Source organism: Paenibacillus sp. 203, assembly GCF_037027525.1.
Classification (GTDB): Bacteria; Bacillota; Bacilli; order Paenibacillales; family Paenibacillaceae; genus Paenibacillus; species Paenibacillus polymyxa_B.
In genome coordinates this window covers 246,994-264,935 of the sequence record NZ_JAXCHD010000006.1, presented here as the reverse complement: position 1 = coordinate 264,935, position 17,942 = coordinate 246,994, and the positions used below count along the sequence as shown (strand labels likewise).

18 protein-coding genes are annotated in these 17,942 nt (G+C 47.5%); 9 read left to right on the top strand and 9 right to left on the bottom strand.

The window, feature by feature from the left end; translation table 11 throughout:
- Positions 1 to 46: 46 nt before the first annotated feature.
- On the bottom strand, positions 47 to 325 hold the full coding sequence (locus WA407_RS16190) for an acyl carrier protein (RefSeq protein WP_013311713.1): 279 nt from the start codon (positions 323 to 325) through the stop codon (positions 47 to 49).
- Between the two features lie 357 nt (positions 326 to 682).
- Here WA407_RS16190 and WA407_RS16185 point away from each other — a divergent pair, with 357 nt between their 5' ends.
- From WA407_RS16185 to nagA, 3 genes are read left to right on the top strand one after another with little or no spacing between them, the layout of a single operon-like run.
- Positions 683 to 1,549 carry a MurR/RpiR family transcriptional regulator gene (locus tag WA407_RS16185; RefSeq protein WP_069290270.1) on the top strand — a complete coding sequence of 289 codons (867 nt, stop codon included), beginning with the start codon at positions 683 to 685 and terminating at the stop codon, positions 1,547 to 1,549.
- Position 1,550: 1 nt separating this feature from the next.
- Positions 1,551 to 2,279, top strand: a complete 729-nt coding sequence (gene nagB / locus WA407_RS16180; RefSeq protein ID WP_235308488.1) for a glucosamine-6-phosphate deaminase — start codon at positions 1,551 to 1,553, stop codon at positions 2,277 to 2,279.
- On the top strand, positions 2,276 to 3,496 hold the full coding sequence (gene nagA, locus WA407_RS16175) for an N-acetylglucosamine-6-phosphate deacetylase (RefSeq protein WP_336077782.1): 1,221 nt from the start codon (positions 2,276 to 2,278) through the stop codon (positions 3,494 to 3,496). The genes nagB and nagA overlap by 4 nt, the downstream gene beginning before the upstream one ends.
- Before the next feature lie 105 nt (positions 3,497 to 3,601).
- Here nagA and WA407_RS16170 read toward each other — a convergent pair whose 3' ends face one another.
- Complete coding sequence (locus WA407_RS16170) at positions 3,602 to 4,615, bottom strand: YhcN/YlaJ family sporulation lipoprotein (RefSeq protein WP_336077781.1); 1,014 nt, start codon at positions 4,613 to 4,615, stop codon at positions 3,602 to 3,604.
- A gap of 195 nt (positions 4,616 to 4,810) precedes the next feature.
- Between WA407_RS16170 and WA407_RS16165 the strand changes: the two genes are divergently transcribed.
- A complete protein-coding gene (locus WA407_RS16165; protein WP_336077779.1) occupies positions 4,811 to 6,388 on the top strand; it encodes an esterase/lipase family protein in 1,578 nt (525 codons plus the stop codon).
- Positions 6,389 to 6,503: 115 nt separating this feature from the next.
- On the opposite strand, the gene WA407_RS16160 is transcribed toward WA407_RS16165, so the two are convergent.
- The 3 genes from WA407_RS16160 to WA407_RS16150 are packed head-to-tail and all read right to left on the bottom strand — an operon-like array spanning position 6,504 to position 7,758.
- Positions 6,504 to 7,163, bottom strand: coding sequence for a hypothetical protein (locus WA407_RS16160; protein WP_336077778.1), 660 nt, complete (start codon positions 7,161 to 7,163; stop codon positions 6,504 to 6,506).
- Positions 7,164 to 7,216: 53 nt separating this feature from the next.
- Complete coding sequence (locus tag WA407_RS16155; RefSeq protein ID WP_081330688.1) at positions 7,217 to 7,459, bottom strand: helix-turn-helix domain-containing protein; 243 nt, start codon at positions 7,457 to 7,459, stop codon at positions 7,217 to 7,219.
- The gene (locus WA407_RS16150; protein ID WP_336077776.1) at positions 7,402 to 7,758 is read right to left on the bottom strand and encodes a sigma-70 family RNA polymerase sigma factor; all 357 of its coding nucleotides are present in this window, start codon (positions 7,756 to 7,758) and stop codon (positions 7,402 to 7,404) included. Before WA407_RS16150 ends, WA407_RS16155 begins: the two co-directional genes overlap by 58 nt.
- Before the next feature lie 192 nt (positions 7,759 to 7,950).
- On the opposite strand from WA407_RS16150, the gene WA407_RS16145 reads away from it, so the two are divergent.
- Entirely contained in the window at positions 7,951 to 8,148 is a 198-nt protein-coding gene (locus WA407_RS16145) for a hypothetical protein (protein ID WP_442952041.1), read from the top strand.
- 73 nt (positions 8,149 to 8,221) lie between these two features.
- Here WA407_RS16145 and WA407_RS16140 read toward each other — a convergent pair whose 3' ends face one another.
- Genes WA407_RS16140 through WA407_RS16125 form a run of 4 tightly spaced genes read right to left on the bottom strand, consistent with a single transcriptional unit; the run spans position 8,222 to position 12,388 of the window.
- Positions 8,222 to 9,160 (bottom strand): DUF4340 domain-containing protein, encoded by a 939-nt coding sequence (locus WA407_RS16140; protein WP_336077774.1) that lies wholly within the window; start codon positions 9,158 to 9,160, stop codon positions 8,222 to 8,224.
- Entirely contained in the window at positions 9,157 to 10,548 is a 1,392-nt protein-coding gene (locus WA407_RS16135; protein ID WP_336077773.1) for a GldG family protein, read from the bottom strand. Before WA407_RS16135 ends, WA407_RS16140 begins: the two co-directional genes overlap by 4 nt.
- 5 nt (positions 10,549 to 10,553) lie before the next feature.
- Positions 10,554 to 11,276: an ABC transporter permease gene (locus WA407_RS16130; RefSeq protein ID WP_013311725.1), complete on the bottom strand. Its 723-nt coding sequence runs from the start codon at positions 11,274 to 11,276 to the stop codon at positions 10,554 to 10,556.
- The gene (locus WA407_RS16125) at positions 11,273 to 12,388 is read right to left on the bottom strand and encodes an ABC transporter ATP-binding protein (protein WP_336077772.1); all 1,116 of its coding nucleotides are present in this window, start codon (positions 12,386 to 12,388) and stop codon (positions 11,273 to 11,275) included. Before WA407_RS16125 ends, WA407_RS16130 begins: the two co-directional genes overlap by 4 nt.
- A gap of 884 nt (positions 12,389 to 13,272) precedes the next feature.
- Between WA407_RS16125 and WA407_RS16120 the strand changes: the two genes are divergently transcribed.
- The 4 genes from WA407_RS16120 (at position 13,273) to WA407_RS16105 (ending at position 17,940) form a co-directional block, all read left to right on the top strand.
- A complete protein-coding gene (locus WA407_RS16120; protein WP_336077771.1) occupies positions 13,273 to 14,358 on the top strand; it encodes an NTTRR-F1 domain in 1,086 nt (361 codons plus the stop codon).
- A gap of 191 nt (positions 14,359 to 14,549) precedes the next feature.
- Entirely contained in the window at positions 14,550 to 15,641 is a 1,092-nt protein-coding gene (locus WA407_RS16115; protein ID WP_235308480.1) for a glycosyltransferase, read from the top strand.
- 58 nt (positions 15,642 to 15,699) lie between these two features.
- Positions 15,700 to 16,794 (top strand): tetratricopeptide repeat-containing glycosyltransferase, encoded by a 1,095-nt coding sequence (locus WA407_RS16110; protein WP_336077770.1) that lies wholly within the window; start codon positions 15,700 to 15,702, stop codon positions 16,792 to 16,794.
- A gap of 51 nt (positions 16,795 to 16,845) precedes the next feature.
- On the top strand, positions 16,846 to 17,940 hold the full coding sequence (locus tag WA407_RS16105) for a glycosyltransferase family 4 protein (protein WP_235309843.1): 1,095 nt from the start codon (positions 16,846 to 16,848) through the stop codon (positions 17,938 to 17,940).
- Positions 17,941 to 17,942: the final 2 nt, after the last annotated feature.

Here is a 17,942-nt window from a genome sequence, read left to right as displayed (position 1 = left end):
AACACCTCGTTTAATGGATTTTCAGGCACATGTACCTAGCTGTACGTCAGACCGTCTCCATTCCCTCCAGATGCGGCGCTTGTTCCGCATCGCTGATCCCCTGAATGTAGCTACAAAACGCATCTACCGAGCTCAAATGCTCTAGCTCAAAGGAATCAAAATCAATCTCCACATCAAACGCATCCTCCACTTGCAGCATGAAATGAACCAACTGCAACGAATCCAGTCCCGCATCATGAATAATGTCCGAATGTCCATCCAGCTTAGCGACCAGTTCAGGATCTTCCTTAACCGCGCTGATCATTTCAATCACTTGGCTTTGCATAGCAAACTCCTCCTTGTGAATGAGATTCTGTTCGTTCCACCCAACGATGCCCTCTGCAAAGAAAGCTCCTAGGAAAATTCCTTCACTGGAACTTTATTCAATTATACTCCTCCAATGAAGAGACAAGTCAATAGGTTGTTTTGTAAGTAAAACTCGCAATATGTAAATTAATGTATGATAACTTCTACAATTTTCGCTGGCTATTTTTTCGCAAAATCTAATAAAAATTCTTCTCACATCTCTTGCATGAGCAGCAGAATTATTTTACAATACACGCGAAAATGTTTTTCTTTATATTCTCCTTATATACGATACTTATTTTCACACAAACACTCTACAGCCAAAGGAGCACAGCTCATGTCCCCCATTCTTCATACATTAGCCCATAGACTGGAGCAGCTTCCCGTACAAGAGCGCAAGCTGGCGGAATCCATCCTGCAATCCCCGGAAGATGTGTTGCATCTGGGTATTCGGGAGCTGTCAGAGCGTTGTGGTGTAAGTGCGGCGACCGTTACGCGGTTTTGCAAATCACTACATTTTAAAGGCTATCCCGATTTCAAAATGAAGCTGGCCGCCGAGTTGTCTCATTCCAACCGTAATGGTGAAGAATCCTATCAGGATATTGTCGCCGGAAATTCACTTTCCCGAATCGTGCAGGCTATTCAGGCGAACCATACCGCATCCATTGCAGACACGACCCGACTGCTGGATTTCGACAAGCTGGAGCAGGCCATTGCATGGCTGTCAGCCACGAGCCGCATTGATCTTTATGGCATGGCGACATCGTCGATTGTGGCCCAGGATTTTTACCAGAAGCTCATCCGTATTGGCAAGAACAGCACTGCCTTTGCAGATTCCCATATGCAGATCACCTCTGCCTCCTCGCTCGGAGCGGAAGATGTCGCCTTTGCCGTCTCTTATTCAGGGGAAACCCAGGAGACCATTGCGGCTCTACGCTGTGCAAAGGAACAGGGGGCCAAGACACTATCCCTAACCTCCTTCGGAAACAATACGCTGGCAGGCCTTGCGGATATTGCGCTATTTTCCTCTTCATTGGAGGAAGGAATGCGACGTGGGGATATGGCCTCTCGCATCGCCCAGCTTCATATTATAGATATTCTGTTTACAGGTATGGTGAGCGCGGATTTTGACAAATATATTCCAAGATTGGAAGGTTCATATCAACAAGTGAGCAAGCTCAAAAAACAACCAGGGGGTCACTAAGATGAACATACGCATTTTGAACAGCCGTGAAGACCTGAACGCTACTGCCGCCGCTGTGATCGCTAGCTTGCTGCTATCCAAACCACAGGCTATGCTTGGCCTGGCCACCGGTAGTACGCCGATTGGCATTTACCAACATCTTGCAGATATGTACCGCAAGGAACAGGTCAGTTTTGCACGCGCCTATTCCGTGAATCTTGATGAATATGTTGGTCTTCCCCCAGAACATCCGCAGAGCTATCGAAGCTTTATGAATGAGCACTTGTTCCAGCATATCGACATTCCCATGTCCCATACACGTGTTCCTGACGGGAATGCAGTAGATCTGGCAGCAGAATGTGCAGCGCACGAGCAGGCTATTCAGGATCATGGCCCCGTGGATCTGCAGTTGCTTGGCATTGGTCATAATGGGCATATCGGCTTTAACGAACCCGGTCCCAGCTTGGCTGGAGCCACACATGTTGTAGATTTGAAAGAAAGTACGCGCTCGGCAAATGCTCGATTTTTTGGCGAAATAGATGCTGTACCCAGGCAAGCAGTTACGATGGGAGTAGGCACGATTCTTAAGGCGAAGCAAATTATACTGGTGGCTTTTGGTGCGGATAAGGCCGACATTATAAAGCAGGCTTTAACTGGACCTGTCACGACTGAGTGTCCGGCTTCTTTGCTGCAATGTCACCCCAACGTACTTATTTTACTGGATCAGAAAGCGGGAGGATGGTTCAATTGAAGTCACATGAAATGAGTGGTAACGTACCCCAGCTACTGTATGGGCAAGTTGTCGTTGGAAATGACATCATTGAAAAAGGGGTTGTCGTCATTGAGGGGCAGTCCATTGTTTATGCTGGTTCCGAGGGAAATTTGCCCGCCGATTGGACATCGGTAGTCTTGGAAAATCAGGAAGAAAGTGCAGCGAGAGCGGTAAAAATTGTGCGTCTGGAAGGAGGCTATCTGCTACCAGGCTTTATTGATATTCATGTTCACGGCGGTAACGGTGAGGACTTTATGGACTCCAGTCCAAAGGTGCTGGATACGATCACCTCCTTTCACGGTTCACAAGGAACGACGGCCATGCTGGCTACCACCATGACCGCGCCCAAGGAACAGATTGACCGAGTATTGAGTGAAGTTCACGCTTATATGGCACTACCTATGCCTTATGCTCAGTTGGAGGGCGTACATTTAGAAGGGCCGTTCATCAGTCCGAACTGGCCGGGAGCGCAAAACCCAGAACATATCGTGCCACCGAATCTGTCATGGATGGCAGAATGGGAGCAGCGCTATCCAGGCCTTGTTCGCCAGCTCACGCTTGCGCCCGAACGGGAAGGAGCGCTGGAACTGATTGCATGGCTTTGCAGCCATGGCATTACCGCGGCTCTCGGTCATACAGATGCTACGTATGAAGAGGTTGAACAGGCAGCGACGGCGGGGCTGAACCATGCGGTGCATGCGTTTAATGCTATGACTCCGCTGCATCATCGCAAGCCGGGAGCCGCCGGAGCCGTACTTGCTGATCCGCGCATTGAAGCAGAAATCATCGCGGACGGCATTCATGTGCATCCCGCCGCCATTTCCCTGCTCGCTAGGTTAAAGCAGGCTCATAATCTCATTCTCATCACAGATGCCATGTCTGCTACGGGTCTGGAAGACGGGAAATATACGCTCGGCGATTTGCCGGTGATCGTGCAGGGCGGTGTAGCACGACTGGAGGATGGGGTCACTTTGGCAGGAAGCACACTAACGATGATTGAAGGCTTCCGCTATTTGGTTCAACATGTGGGTATGAGTATTCCCGCGGCATCACAAATGGCCAGCCTGAATCCGGCTCGATCCTTGCACATTGCTGATCGTACAGGTTCGCTTGAAGCAGGTAAACAAGCAGATATCCTGTTACTGGATGGAGACTTAAGGCTGCAAGGTGTATGGATTAAAGGATTGCGCAAATAATTCAGTTATAATTATCTTCCCCCAAAACTAAAGAGCTATCCACCAGCGTATTCGCTGAGATGGATAGCTCTTTCTTTGGCATTGCACACACTTATAGGGTTTGAATTAGCGATGATTCATCGGCGCGGGCGTATGATTTTGTGGGCGTGTGGGTGCTGTATTTTCCATTGGACGGTTTGTATCAGCCGCCGAGGTCGGGAATACACGTTCAATCACATCCACCATTTCATTGCTCAAGCCTCTAATCGGATGACCATTTTGCACACTGTGTGTAAAGTCAGTGGCTTGTTTGACAAAGTCCGGGTTAGCGGATACATGTACCTGTTCAATCGAAGGTGCAAATTGCTTAACTTTATTCGCGATACGGCTCTTGACTGCATCACTTGGTTCATATGCAGTTCTTGCTCCCTCGATTGTGGTGTTTCCGTTATCTCCGCGATTGTTGTCCGTCAAGCCACGCAACATACCGTACGAGCCTGTACCCATCGTACCGAATAAACCGTCATCACGACGCGCAGGTGTTCCATTCCCGGTAACTCCATTTCCGGCAACTCCATTGTCTGTCATTCCAGGCGTCGTAGTATCCGTAGTACGGTTTCCTCTAGTGCCATTAACGCCATTCACACTCGGTACATTACCGTTACGTCCAATACTATTAGCACCTGGAGTACCATCAATACTTGGAGTACCGTCAATACTTGGAGTACCGTCAATACTTGGAGCACCGACACCTGTTCCGTTGGCTTGGTCTTTCAAGGAAACGGCTACATAGGCATGTCGTTCACCGACCAGCACTGTCGCAGACTTTACATCCGGCATCTCAGATATACGTTTGGACAAACTGCGATCGACTTGCAGATTACGGACTGGATGTCCGGTTCGGTTGCCATTTTCATTCAATGACATCCCGTCCATACCATTGGACTTAACCCCATAACGATTCACACCATCCATACCATTACGGTTCACACCATCCATATGATGTGTGCTTTGCGCGTTATAGCGTGTACTGTTCGTACGAACGTTATGATCGGCATTTCCGCACCCGGTCAAAGCAGCCATACTGGCGAGTAAAGCAGCAGAAATCGTAAAACTGATGACCTTCTTAGTTCCTGGCATGAACTCATCCTCCATACATTATAAAATGTGTGACGAGATTATCATGCGCTATGAATCATAGGGATATCCTGACTAAAAAATGACTAAAAAAATAAAATTTTAATGTAAATATGAAATACAATTGATGATTTACCACAAGACGGCATGTATAATAAGCTTGAAAAATACTTTATTTTACAAAGGAGGATTTTCGATTTGAAAAAGATCACTGTTTTGATGCTCATTTTTTTGTTATCAGTTACCCTTGTACCCGTCGGCGCTTTTGCAGGCTCCACTACACCCCAACCCCCGAAAGATCCCGCCGGAAGCTGGGCAGAAGGCCCACCACCTAATCGCGTTGATCCTGCCAAACCTGCATTATTATTCGTACATGGTTTGAACAGTAGCGCTGAAGTCTGGACCAAAAATAATAACGACATGCTTCATCGCGCACGTGACGCCGGATACCAGACGGCCACCATTAATCTGTACGATACAAATGGTACATCCCAGGATATGTGGGACAATGGTAAGCTTTTAGCCGACAAAATCAAGGTCATCAGTAATCACTTTGGAAAAAAGCTCATTGTCATCGCCCACAGCAAAGGTGGAGTGGATACTCAAACCGCTCTCGTATATAACGGAGCTGCTCCTTATGTTCAACGTGTCATCACCCTCAGCAGTCCCCATCATGGCTCACAACTTGCAGATCTCGCCTATAGCAGCTGGGCCGGATGGCTGGCAGACATCGTCGGCTCACAAAATCCCGGTACCTCTACTTTACAAACATCTTATATGAAGTATTTCCGATCCAAGACCGATGCACTCAGCAACGCAACTACAATTCCATTCTTCACGTTTGCTGGTGATAACTGGTCTGACGGCACTGCTTCCTACATACTCGGCGGACTTTACCTCTCAACCTTTGGTAAAAATGATGGGGTGGTCACAGTCGACAACGCTAAGCTCCCCGGCGGACGTGTAGTTAAAATCGGATCTTGGGATCATGCCAAGGTTCGTACCGGTTCTTACGTCTTCTCCCTGATCCAACCCTACCTCCAAGCGAACACTCCAGCATTGAATCAGGAAACTGAAGCACTTTCAGCATCTTCCCTGACTGCTTCTGCTGTACAATCCACCTATAACGAGATCGATAATTCATACTTTATCCGAGGCGGCGATTATAATGGAAAAGCCTCAGAAACCCTCACTGTTGAAAATGGTGTCAAATCCATTGATCTGGACTGGATCAGCGATAAACGTGTGAGTAAGCTGGAACTAACCAAGCCTGACGGTACCAGTGAAATTATTAATCTGAAAGCAGGCTATGATGACGATATTTTCGCTGGTGCCTGGCATCATAACGCCGTCATTCAAAATCCAAAACCGGGCACCTATAAACTGAACGTCACGGTTCCTGATCAAGGAGCATATCTCCTGATTGCACGTTACCAGGCTGTTCAAGTTCCTGAGCTGAAATACAATCTGAATGCAGTGGGCCCGAAGCTAAACCTGAAACCACAGGATGCCCCGGACAGCGTTACACAAGTCACCTACCAAGTTCAATATTATGGTGATCCGCAGCAAGGAGTCACTTCTGCCTCCAAAGGTTTGACGGTACAGCAAAAAACCGTTAACCCTACCGGACAAATAGAGCTATCCAAAGCGGACAAGCCCGGCATCTATTCTGTAACCTATGAAATTAGCGGCACCACAGAGGCAGGTTATCCGTACCGGCGCACAGCTGTTCAATCCATCTATATTGATGCTGACGGCAATAAGTATGTTGACTAAATAAATCTACAACCTAAAAAGCCTGCGAACCCCTACATATATGGGGCGTTTGCAGGCTATTATTCATTACAAAACTTCTTGATAGTGGTAATACTTTGTAATCCCATTCTTGTGTTCAATCGGTTGTTTGATTCTGATTCCTCAGCTTATGAAGCCAATAGTAGCGGTGTAAATCCATAATAAAATGGAAAAGAACAAATGCCAGCATGGAGTATACACTGATCAATACTGTGGCAACTAATTGTTGTGTAGCAAATCCGAGGGAAACATTAGCTATCAGATAACCAGCAAATGTGGTGATCGTCACTACAGGCGCTCTCTTGTTTTTTTCCTTAACTTTTGGTTTCTTCTTATGTTTTGAAGGATCTTTGAATTTCGCCAAATTATATTTTATAAAGGAATACAAGGCGACTCCATAAAGGGCAAAGGAACCTATAAAATACCATGAAGTATCCAGACCCAACATGCCATAAGCAAACTTTTGTGTCATGATCATGAAGCCCATAGAACAAATCAAACCAAATACACCACGGAATAAAATGTAATTCAACTGCAATTTGCGTGGCATGATGACCAGTACTAGAGCCCAAATGTTTATCATAACAATCGGTGGCAACAGTACATAAACGTAAACTGCAATGTATGGATTTCCCACTAAGGGGATAACCAGAAACAGATCTAACAGTAATAAAACAAGAATGATGACATTGGAACGAATACTGTTGACTGGGTACATCTTCATACTTTTCTCAAAAGAAGCCCTGTTATCACTCATAAACTTATAAGCCCTCCGTTAATAAGTAAACCTACGGATAAGGATAGCCAAGGCTATATCCATTGTCCACTTTTTACTGTCTTTAACTCTTGTCGCAGTTCTTCTATAAAATCAGTCACAATGCTTTGGACAGCATCTTCACGGGACATACGGATATACCGACTGGTCTTTTGAATGTCTTCCTCGAACAATTGAAGTATCCTATACATGGCCTCCTGATCTCCACTTCGTACTAATTTTAGCAGTTGGACGAACTCAGCATCTGAAATAACTCTTTGAGCATTTTCTTTTTCCATTTATTCACCGCCTGTTGGGATAGCTTTAACTCTTTTGCAATCTGTGCTTCGGTTTTATCTAGTATGTAAAGGTCAAAGATGATCATTTTTCCGATCTCAGAAGATAGAGAGTTGATAAGCTGTAGTGTGTACATATTAGAGTTTGAAGATTCTGTAAAAGATGGGGCGCTGACGGCTTCGTTCTTTTCCATTACAAATTCATGATTGGTTTGTACCCGAGCACGATACTGGATTCTCCAAGCAATGCGGTACAGCTTCTTTCGATATTGTTCTACCAATGTTAGCTGAGACTGATCCATTGTAAATCACCCTTTCTCTTTGGATTTGACTTTTTCTAATCCTCATACTATAGGGTAATTTCCAAACCTATTTTACAACCAAAATCAGAACACTTGTTCTTATTTATTATACTATTTTTACAATCAGTTGTATATGGTTCTTTTAATTTACCTTCCTTTATATATGGCTAAAAAGGAGGGAATACATTGCAAATGGATGATGCTCTTTCTCTGGTTACCAACGTAGGCTTTCCAGCTGGACTTTGTTTTATTTTGTTGCGGCACATCCTGCACACGATGGAGGAAAAGCTGGACAAGCTGGATCTCTCACTTCATGAGCTGATTCTGGTTATCCAAGAATTAAACGACACTAACAATTCTTCTTCCAAAAGCAGCAAACCTGACGAGTAACGAACACAAAGAAGCTCCAGACGACGATCATCCGCCGTTGGAGCCTCTTTGTGCGCTAATTTAATTCTAATGATTATTTTCCAGTCTGAGCTTGGTCGTGTCCATTCTGTTCAGCACGGTTCACGTCAGATACTGACAGACCATAAGCCCAGTTACTTTGTGGCGGTACAATCCATACGGTATCTGGATCATCGTTAAGCGTCCAGCCCTGATAGACCAACTGGGAATCATCCTTACCCAGCGATACGCTCAGCGTAAAGCGGTGAACAGGCTTGTTCAGCTCAGAGGCTTTGCGCAAGGCCTGACTGCTGGCTAGGTTTTTGATTTGCTGCGAGAGGGAAGTCGCCGTGTCACTGGCTACTGACTTTCCGTTCAGCGTCCAAGATGTGGAAGCACTGTCTCCGGTTCCGCTGTTACCGGAGGATTTGAGCATCCATGAAGCATTTTGGCCTTCCCACTCTATTCCGCTCAGCTTGGTATCGTCCCAATCGAACGGTGTTGTATCTATAAAATCATTAGCACCCAGCAACAACCCTGAAAGTGTATCGATAGGTACAGAAGCTATCTCTTTTTTGTCTGATAATACATAAACAGTATCTCCGGAAGGCAACGTTTCACCGAAGGCAAAGGTACGAACGTCACCCTTCTTGGTCTTAATCTCAATCTGATCATTGGTAGCGCTGATCCCATATTTGGCTACATCTGTAGGAGAAGATTCCACCACTTCACCCAACTTTACATTTTCAATCGCTGCTAGCCAATTGTCTATTGTATATTGGTTTAATGGGTAAGTCCGTGGCTTGCTCATACTCCATTGACCATCATGTTGTTCAAGTTCCACCGACTTGCCGTCCTTTCCAGTGATCGCGAAAGACGTAATATCCCCTTGCGTAAGCTGAACCAGCTGGCGAGCCGCCGGCGCTTGTTCACGAAAGAAGTTTTGGCTCTTCGCATAGATTATACCCGCTCCCAATACAACTAACAGTAGCACTGTGGGTATCCATTTTCTCATGCTCTTCTTCGCCTCCACCATAATAAGATTCCGATGACCGCGAACAGCAACGGCAATCCGATGACAGATATGGTCAATATCGTTTTCGCTTGTGCAGGAGTCAAGTAAGCTACCTTATAATCCTGCTCCTGACGAGGACGAATGGTGAGCCCATCAGAGTGTTCCTGCACATAATTCAGACTGTTCAGCACAAAGTCTCGATTGCCTCCTGTGCTGATCTCAGTGTCACTTAAGAGGGCCGACGTTCCGAGAATAACGGCTTTGGGCTTGCCGTCTTTCCCTTCTACCGCATAACCGAGATTCAGCGGCCCCTGCGGGTCTTTGTCATCCTTTTGCGTTTCGTTGTTCAGCAGTCCTTGGATATTCGTTTCACCATAGCTGGCTGAAGAAGATTTCATCAAAAGCGTCGTCTTCCAATCCTTCTGCTCTCCTGCCTGCAAAGCAATAGACAGTGAAAGAACCGGGTACAGATTGGAAGCTGCCAACTTATCGGTGATCGCATGACTGCCGAAGGTAGGGACCGTCCATAGAGGTCCAAGTGTATTCGTCTGTTCCTGATCCACCACGATGGCATGAGTGTCCTTCACTCCATAATCAGCTGCTAATGCATCAAGGTTTTTCCAATCGGACCCCATGTTCGGGTGAAAGCCTAGTGCCATAAAAAGCTTTCCGCCATCATTCAGATACGTACGAATACTCTTCAGTTCCGTTGCACTGATATCACGTTCTGGTCCGACAATAGCCAATACAGACGCATCTTTAGGCACGCTACCAGCCTGATTAAGCTGAACTTCCTCTGTTTTCACATTATCTTGTGACAGTGAGCTGCTTAATTCAGTCATTTGGGACAATGGGATTTCCTCATGTCCAGTTAGAAAGACCACTTTCCCTTGACGGGTAGATGATAATCCCAGCAGTCCACTAGTCAGCTTTTCTTCCCCGGTAAATTGGTATGCCCCTTCACCACTCCCCTGAGCTTGCGTAAATAGACTCCCAATATCTATAACCCGCTTCTTCTCCCCCTGCACCAACACAATAGATGCCGAAGTAACACCATATTGCTTGGCCAGTATCGGTTCCTGATTCAGATCGTATTGCTCGACCTTGAGCTTGTTGTTACGCTTGGCATATTCATTCAGCATGTCCGTAACATCCCGGTTCAGCTTCTGATTTTGTGAAGTAGATACGGTAAAAGCAATGAGCCGTACGTCTTCCTTTACCCCCTGGATGGTCGTCAACGTTTGGTCAGACAGCGTATACTGCTTGCCTGCCGTCAGATCCAGTTGAAAGCCCCCTAACGACCGCAGAAATAACGTCAATAAAATAAAAATCCCTACAGCAGCAATTGATAGTACCACACTATTGGTATGACCCAGCCATTTTTTCATATTCATTACCTCCACCGTTTCCGTTCAACCACCTGGATGCTGAATAGCAAAAAGAGCACCGCCACTGTCACGTAGTACATCACATCGGCTCCATTCAGCAACCCTTTGGTGAAACTATCAAACCGTGCGGTTAGTGAAAAAGGTTCCAGCCATTGCTGCACCGCCGCAGATGCACCCGTCTGTCCACCAAACGAATCCAGCATCCAGAACACAAGTAAAATAATAAAACCGACGACCGCTGACATCATCTGATGCTGTGAAAGCGTCGAAGCGAATAAGCCGATCGCCATCATGGCTGCGCCAAGCATAAACAGACCGATCACAGATGTAAATACCAGTGTCCAATCCAGCGACCCATAAAAGGACATCACGACCGGATACGCTAGACTGCACAGCACTAATATGAGCAACATGCCCAGCGACGCCAAAAATTTACCCACGATCATTTCCGTCACACTCACAGGTGAGGTAAGTAGCAGTTCATCCGTACCTTGCCTGAATTCCTCCGCAACCAGCCTCATCGTGAGTAATGGGACGACGAACACCAGCATGGACAAGGTGTCACCAAGTACCAGCCGATAGTCCAGAATGCTAGGCTGATACATAACAAAATTTGTATAAAAAAGTAACCCCGTCAGCAGCATGTACACTGCAAGCGCAAAATAGGTCGTTGGTGTCCACAAATAGGCTTGCAGCTCTTTTTGACAGACCGCGAACAAACGCCTCATGACCGATTACCTCCTGTATCCTTATCTTCTTCAGCCTTATCGTCGCCGGACGCAGCATCTCCATGCTCCACCGTGATAGCCGTAGGAGCTGCATTCTCCGAGGAATGTAGGTCTTGTACTGCTGGATCGCTGACCTGACCTTCTTCCGTCTCGCGGGTCGTTAACTGCTGGAAGATATTTTCCAAGCTAAGGCTTTCTTTTTTCATCTCCAAAATCGGAAGCTTCGCATCAGACAGCACATAAAATAGTTCTTCGCGAAAATCCTCACCGGAGGCTCCTGTGAGTAGCAATCCGGTCATATCTGGCTCTGCGGCAGTCAGCTTCGTGTTCGCTGGAGGCTGCGTGGCCGCCATAGATTCAACCTCTACTTTTCCCCAAGTACGCAGGACATCCAGCACCTGCTCACACTTCCCTCTGACCTCCACCTTCACCTTGAATCCATCTTCCATCGAACCGCCGAGCGCGTCAGGGCGCCCATCCATGACCAGTTTCCCTTCATGGATGATGAGAACACGATTGCATAACGCATCCACCTCAGGCAATATATGCGTACTTAGCAATACCGTATGATTTTCGCCAATCTCCTGAATGAGCTGACGAATCTCCAAAATCTGATTGGGGTCCAAACCCGAAGTCGGTTCATCCAGTACCAGTAAATCCGGGTTATGAATAATCGCACCTGCCAGTCCCAAGCGCTGTTTATACCCTTTGGACAAACTGCGGACTAATTGTTTTTCCCGCCCATTCAGTCCTAGCCTGGAAATCATCTCCGAAATACGCAGCTTCTGCTCTCTCGCAGGCACGTCCCGAATACTAGCTACAAACTTCAAATAGGATCTTACGGACATATCCTCATACAAAGGGGGAGTCTCCGGCAGATAACCGATTTTGGAACGGGCCTGTCTACCCTTATCCTGAATCGGGATACCATCAATCGTAATCACTCCCTCGTTGGGTTGAAGATATCCTGTAATCATGCGCATCGTCGTCGTTTTACCCGCACCATTCGGCCCCAGGAAACCAACAATTTCACCGCGCTGCATTTCAAAATCCAGCTTATGTACACCCCAGTTGCCCTCATACCACTTGCTCACCTGCTGCACTTTGAGCACATGTTCCACCCTTTCCTTTATCGTATTGACAAATCATTTCGAACTACACACACATATCAAAAGAATTCCATAGCGATAAGTTCGGAAGACCAAAGCCTTCGCGAAGCGGGCCTCCTCCTACTTCCCTCCCACCTAAAATGTTGCATCAGTAGTGGGTAGCAGCGGAGCGGAGGATTTGGAGCTGGAGAAGCGCCAGCGTTCGCCTTTGCCTTGGGATTTTTACCTTTACATGTCTTACTTAATCACAAAAAAATCCCACGGCAACAGCGATCGGAAGCCCAAAGCCTTCGCGAAGCAGCCTCCTCCTACTTCCCTCCCTCCTAAAATGTTGCATCAGTAGCGGGTAGCAGCGGAGCGGAGGATTTGGAGCTGGAGAAGCGCCAGCGTTCGCCTTTGCCTTGGGATTTTTACCTTTACATGTCTTATTTAATCACAAAAAAATACCACGGCAACAGCGATCGGAAGCCCAAAGCCTTCGCGGAGCGGTCTCCTCCTACTTCCCTCCCCCTAAAATGTTGCATCAGTAGTGGGTAGCAGCGGAGCGGAGGATTTGGAGCTGGAGAAGCGCCAGCGTTCGCCTTTGCCTTGGGATTTTTACCTTTACATGTCTTATTTAATCACAGAAAAATCCCACGGCAACAGCGATCGGAAGCCCAAAGCCTTCGCGGAGCGGTCCCCTCGCACCTTATGCTACACTTTTAAATTCTAATAATAATCCCCCACATATAACTCCAGCTTAACGTCACTTAAATAGAAGCTTAAAATAATGTGTCTGAAATGTGAACATAAAATTACACATCTACCCTCAGAAACTTGTACGGTTCGCTAAGGTATGGATTCGCATCTACTATCATTACAACGTGTGAAGGGAGTGTATAAAAGCGATGAGTGTATTGTTTACCAATCTAGTTTCTAACGGCGACTTCGAGATCGGATCAACCCTTTTTTGGAGCTCTGTCAATGTGACTGTCACTAACTTATCTGTAAAAAAGACAAACTTTTATAGTGCGATCCTGACAGGAGGCGCAGTAGATGCATCTCTTTCCCAGGTCGTTTTTGCTGCACCAGGCGAAAGTTATACGTTAAGCCTTTCAGCTGCAAAAATAGGAAGTCTGTCCAGTCCTCAAGTTAACATTTTTCTGTATTACTATGACGCAACCTTTAGCTTCCTTGGCACGGGGCTAACTACCTATTTGAGTGCAGGTACATTACCAGACGCTGTGAATGGGACATGGCAAAGCCTATACGAAGTAACAGCTCCTGTACCAGCCAACGCAGCCTATGCCTTTTTGGTTATTAGTAAAAACGCCTTGGCTAACACCGCTGATGTAGCTATTGATGCCGTTGCTCTTGTTAAAGCAAGTGCAGCTGGAGCTGTGGGTCCAGTCGGACCTGCCGGCCCAACTGGTGCTACAGGCGCTACGGGCGACACTGGCGTTACCGGACCTGTCGGGCCTACGGGGGCCACGGGCGACACAGGTGTTACCGGACCTGTCGGGCCTACGGGGGCCACGGGCGACACTGGTGTTACCGGACCTGTCGGGCCTACGGGTGCCACGGGCGACACTGGTGTTACTGGACCTGTCGGGCCTACGGGGGCCACGGGCGACACAGGTGTTACCGGACCTATCGGGCCTACTGGCGATACCGGGCCTACGGGGCCGACTGGACCTACTGGACCATTTGGCCTTGGATTTACTGGACCTGTCGGACCTACGGGTGCCACGGGTGATACAGGTGCTACCGGACCTGTCGGACCTACAGGCGCTACGGGTGATACAGGATCTGCTGGACCTATCGGGCCTATCGGGCCTATCGGCGACACAGGCGCTACTGGACCTGTCGGACCTACGGGCGACACGGGACCTACAGGGCCGACTGGACCTACCGGACCGTTTGGATTTACTGGCCCGATTGGACCTACAGGACCTACGGGGCCGACTGGACCTACGGGGCCTACCGGACTCTAAGCTCCTTTTCTACCACATCATGTTTAAGCGATGTACCATACCTTATGGACAAAGCCGCACAGCATGTTAAAAGCTTTGTCATCCTTGCCCTGCCGCGATTGTGGCAGGGCTTCTATAAATCAGACCTCTTTTAAATCCAACTTTATGTTTGACCTGAACTCTTAGATGGTTCCCAAAGGAGTGATGCTCAATTGATCAGTATCAGCCTGTGCATGATCGTCAAAAATGATCAAAATACAATTGGCCGTTGTCTGGAATCGGTCCATCCTATTGTGGATGAAATCAACATCGTGGACACAGGTTCACAGGATCGGACCATTGACATATGTCGCAACTTTACAGATCGAATTTTTCCATTTGAATGGGTAGATCATTTTGCCCTTGCACGTAACTATTCGTTTGAGCAAGCTACGCAGGAGTACATTCTCTGGCTTGATGCCGATGATATTTTGAAGGAGCAGGATGCCGTCAAGCTGCTTGAGCTGAAGCAAACCCTTGATTCCTCAGCCGTACCAACCGTCGATTCCGTGTCTATGAATTATCATTATGGCTTTGATGATCATGGCAATGTCACCCTACATTTTCGCCGAAACCGCTTGATCAGAAGGTCAGCCGGATTCCGTTGGCACGGAGCTGTGCATGAGTACCTCGCCGTAGACGGGAATATTCAACATGCCGATATCGCCATAACTCATACCAGAACACATACAGTCTCTCCAGGAAGAAATCTGCGAATTTATGAGAAGTTGCTCGCCCAAGGTCATACCTTCTCTCCTCGTGACCTCTACTATTACGCTAACGAGTTAAGAGATAATGAAAGATATGAGCAGGCCGTGCAGGCTTACCAGAATTTTCTGGATACCGGACAGTGCTGGGTAGAGGACGCGATTAGTGCATGTAGCAAAATGGCCGACTGTCTGCAACAACTTGGCAAGCTGGAGCAAAGTATTACCGCGGCTCTCCATAGTTTGACCTTCGATACGCCCAGGGCAGATCTATGCTGTCGGATAGGTCATTATTTTTTGCATAAAAATGAGATCTCCAAGGCTATTTATTGGTACGACATGGCTACCACTCTGAATCCTCCCGACACGATGGGCCCGGTACAGGACGCGTACCAAACGTGGTTTCCTCATATCCAGCTATGCATTTGCCATTTTCGGATGAAGGATTACACACGTGCGGATTGGCACAACGAACAAGCTGCAATGTACGTTCCCAACGACCCGCATGTCCTGCATAATCGGCAATTTTTCAGCTCAATCCTGAATCCTCCCCAATAGAGATGTCTCCCATACTCACCCCTCAATCTTTAAGTAAGTCAAAGGAGGAGCAAGCGGAATGCAACAATCGAATCGGTACAAGATAGCTGTCTATGCCATTAGCAAAAATGAAGCCCGATTCGCCAAACGCTGGATGCACACCATGCGTGAAGCCGATGTTGTCATTGTAGCGGACACCGGCTCTACAGACGATACTGTTTCCCTGCTACGCGAAGCGGGTGCAGAGGTGCATCGTATCGAGGTAAATCCTTGGCGTTTTGACAAGGCTCGCAATGAGTCCCTACGACTGGTCCCTGACGATATAGATATTTGTGTCTGTACGGATCTGGACGAAGTCTGGGAGGAAGGTTGGCGGTCGCGGCTGGAACGTAACTGGAAGGAAGGAACTACCCGGATGCTATATGCCTTTACGCATGGACAGCCTGGGCAAGATACCGTCTATACATGGTTCTGGAAAGAAAAAATACACACTCGTCACGGTTACCGCTGGGTACGCCCGGTTCACGAGGTGCTTGAATATATCGGGGAAAGTGAAGAACGTAGCATTCGATCCGATCAGCTCCGCTTGTATCATGATCCCGATCCACACAAATCCCGCAGCCAATACCTTCCGCTGCTGGAGCAGTCTGTGCGCGAGTTTCCCGAGGATGACCGCAACATGCATTACTTGGGGCGAGAATATATGTATCATGGCCGCTGGGATGAGTGCATTACTACATTGCAACGACATCTTACCATGCCGCAGGCACGCTGGGCAGATGAACGCAGCGCTTCGATGCGCTTTATTTCTAGAGCCTATAAAGCAAGTGAACAATGGCAGGAGGCAACACGTTGGTTATACCGGGCTATTGCGGAAGCGCCGTATTTACGTGAACCTTACACGGAAATGGCTCAGCTGGCTTATCATACACGGAACTGGTCCGCCGTCTATCATATGGTTGAAGAAGCGTTGCGTATTTCAACACGACCCGATACGTACATGCAAGAAGATTTTTGCTGGGACGCCACACTGTATGATCTTGGTGCCCTCGCTTGCTACGAGTTAGGCCTTTTACACAAAGCTTGTGAATTTGCGAGAGAAGCAACAGAGCGCTCCCCGGACGATTCTCGCCTTAGCCATAATTATGCGCTAATTCAATCTAGGCTTGCATAGAAACCCACACCCCGTCCTGTAGGTTGAATAACTTGGTATAGGAGCTTGTGACTGGCAAAGGAGGTTATTGAGATCAAAGTTCTATTTACTTTTTATATACCCAGTGGCGGCGTAGAAACCTTGAACCGCCAACGCTGTAAAGTGCTCATGCAGGACGGGATTGAATGTCATCTTCTCTATTATCAGCAAGGTACAGGGATGCAAAACCTGAACGGCGATATTCCTGTATTCATGACTTCCTCTGAAGAAGAAATTCGAATGCTGGTAATTACTAACCGCTATGATGCAATTATCGTATCATCGGATTATCCTATGCTCCCCAGACTGCGAATGTTGGGTTATCAGGGGATATTAATCTATGAATCGCAGGGCTTTGGTTCTCACGAAGAGGCTGCTTGGGTGGTCGCGGATGCAGTTCCGTATCTTCAGAAACATGCCAACGCGGTGCTCTTGCCCAATACAACTCATCTGGTGCAGCTATTTACCGACATGTGTCCATGGCTTAATCGTTATGTATTTCCAAACGTACTGGATACCAGCGTATTTAATTATGTACCTAACACTCCTCCGATCAATCCGATTATTGCCTGGGTTGGGCGGTTGGAGCCCAACAAGAACTGGAGGCATTTTGTCGACATTTCTTACTGGATGCTGCAAAACCGTGCGGATCTTCGAATCTGGATGTTTTATGATGACACTTTGTCTCAGCCGGAGGATAAAATACAATTCGAGAACATGCTTGCTCAGCTTGGCATGTCCTCCATTATCGAGCGTTTTAAAAGCGTACCTCATGCCCAAATGCCCCTGTACTACTCCATGATTGGCGACTCAGGCGGCTACCTGCTATCGACCTCGCTGGTAGAGGGCTTCGGCTATGCGGTTGCTGAGGCGATGGCCTGTCGTTGCCCGGTATTAAGCTCTGATTCAGACGGAGTACGAGCATTCATTGACCACAACGAAACCGGTAAATTTTATCAGCAGGGGGACATCTTGCAGGCGATACTGCAAGGACTAGACCTGATGAACAACGTACCTCAACGCGAATCTATCCGCAGGAAAGGGCTGGAGCGAATCGTTAGTCTGTTGGCACCGGATAAATATGTGCGCTCCTTCCGGCAGATGATGAACACGCTGGGTGTGAGGTAACT

What these genes read in the sequence shown, in the direction of transcription:
- nagB (WP_235308488.1), top strand. Translation starts at nt 1,551, where the DNA reads ATGAACATACGCATTTTGAACAGCCGTGAAGACCTGAACGCTACTGCC.
- WA407_RS16130 (WP_013311725.1), bottom strand. Translation starts at nt 11,276, where the DNA reads ATGAGGCGTTTGTTCGCGGTCTGTCAAAAAGAGCTGCAAGCCTATTTG.
- WA407_RS16160 (WP_336077778.1), bottom strand. Translation starts at nt 7,163, where the DNA reads ATGAGTGATAACAGGGCTTCTTTTGAGAAAAGTATGAAGATGTACCCA.
- WA407_RS16140 (WP_336077774.1), bottom strand. Translation starts at nt 9,160, where the DNA reads ATGAGAAAATGGATACCCACAGTGCTACTGTTAGTTGTATTGGGAGCG.
- WA407_RS16155 (WP_081330688.1), bottom strand. Translation starts at nt 7,459, where the DNA reads ATGGAAAAAGAAAATGCTCAAAGAGTTATTTCAGATGCTGAGTTCGTC.
- WA407_RS16170 (WP_336077781.1), bottom strand. Translation starts at nt 4,615, where the DNA reads ATGCCAGGAACTAAGAAGGTCATCAGTTTTACGATTTCTGCTGCTTTA.
- WA407_RS16120 (WP_336077771.1), top strand. Translation starts at nt 13,273, where the DNA reads ATGAGTGTATTGTTTACCAATCTAGTTTCTAACGGCGACTTCGAGATC.
- WA407_RS16145 (WP_442952041.1), top strand. Translation starts at nt 7,951, where the DNA reads ATGGATGATGCTCTTTCTCTGGTTACCAACGTAGGCTTTCCAGCTGGA.
- WA407_RS16150 (WP_336077776.1), bottom strand. Translation starts at nt 7,758, where the DNA reads ATGGATCAGTCTCAGCTAACATTGGTAGAACAATATCGAAAGAAGCTG.
- WA407_RS16190 (WP_013311713.1), bottom strand. Translation starts at nt 325, where the DNA reads ATGCAAAGCCAAGTGATTGAAATGATCAGCGCGGTTAAGGAAGATCCT.
- WA407_RS16135 (WP_336077773.1), bottom strand. Translation starts at nt 10,548, where the DNA reads ATGAAAAAATGGCTGGGTCATACCAATAGTGTGGTACTATCAATTGCT.
- WA407_RS16110 (WP_336077770.1), top strand. Translation starts at nt 15,700, where the DNA reads ATGCAACAATCGAATCGGTACAAGATAGCTGTCTATGCCATTAGCAAA.
- WA407_RS16185 (WP_069290270.1), top strand. Translation starts at nt 683, where the DNA reads ATGTCCCCCATTCTTCATACATTAGCCCATAGACTGGAGCAGCTTCCC.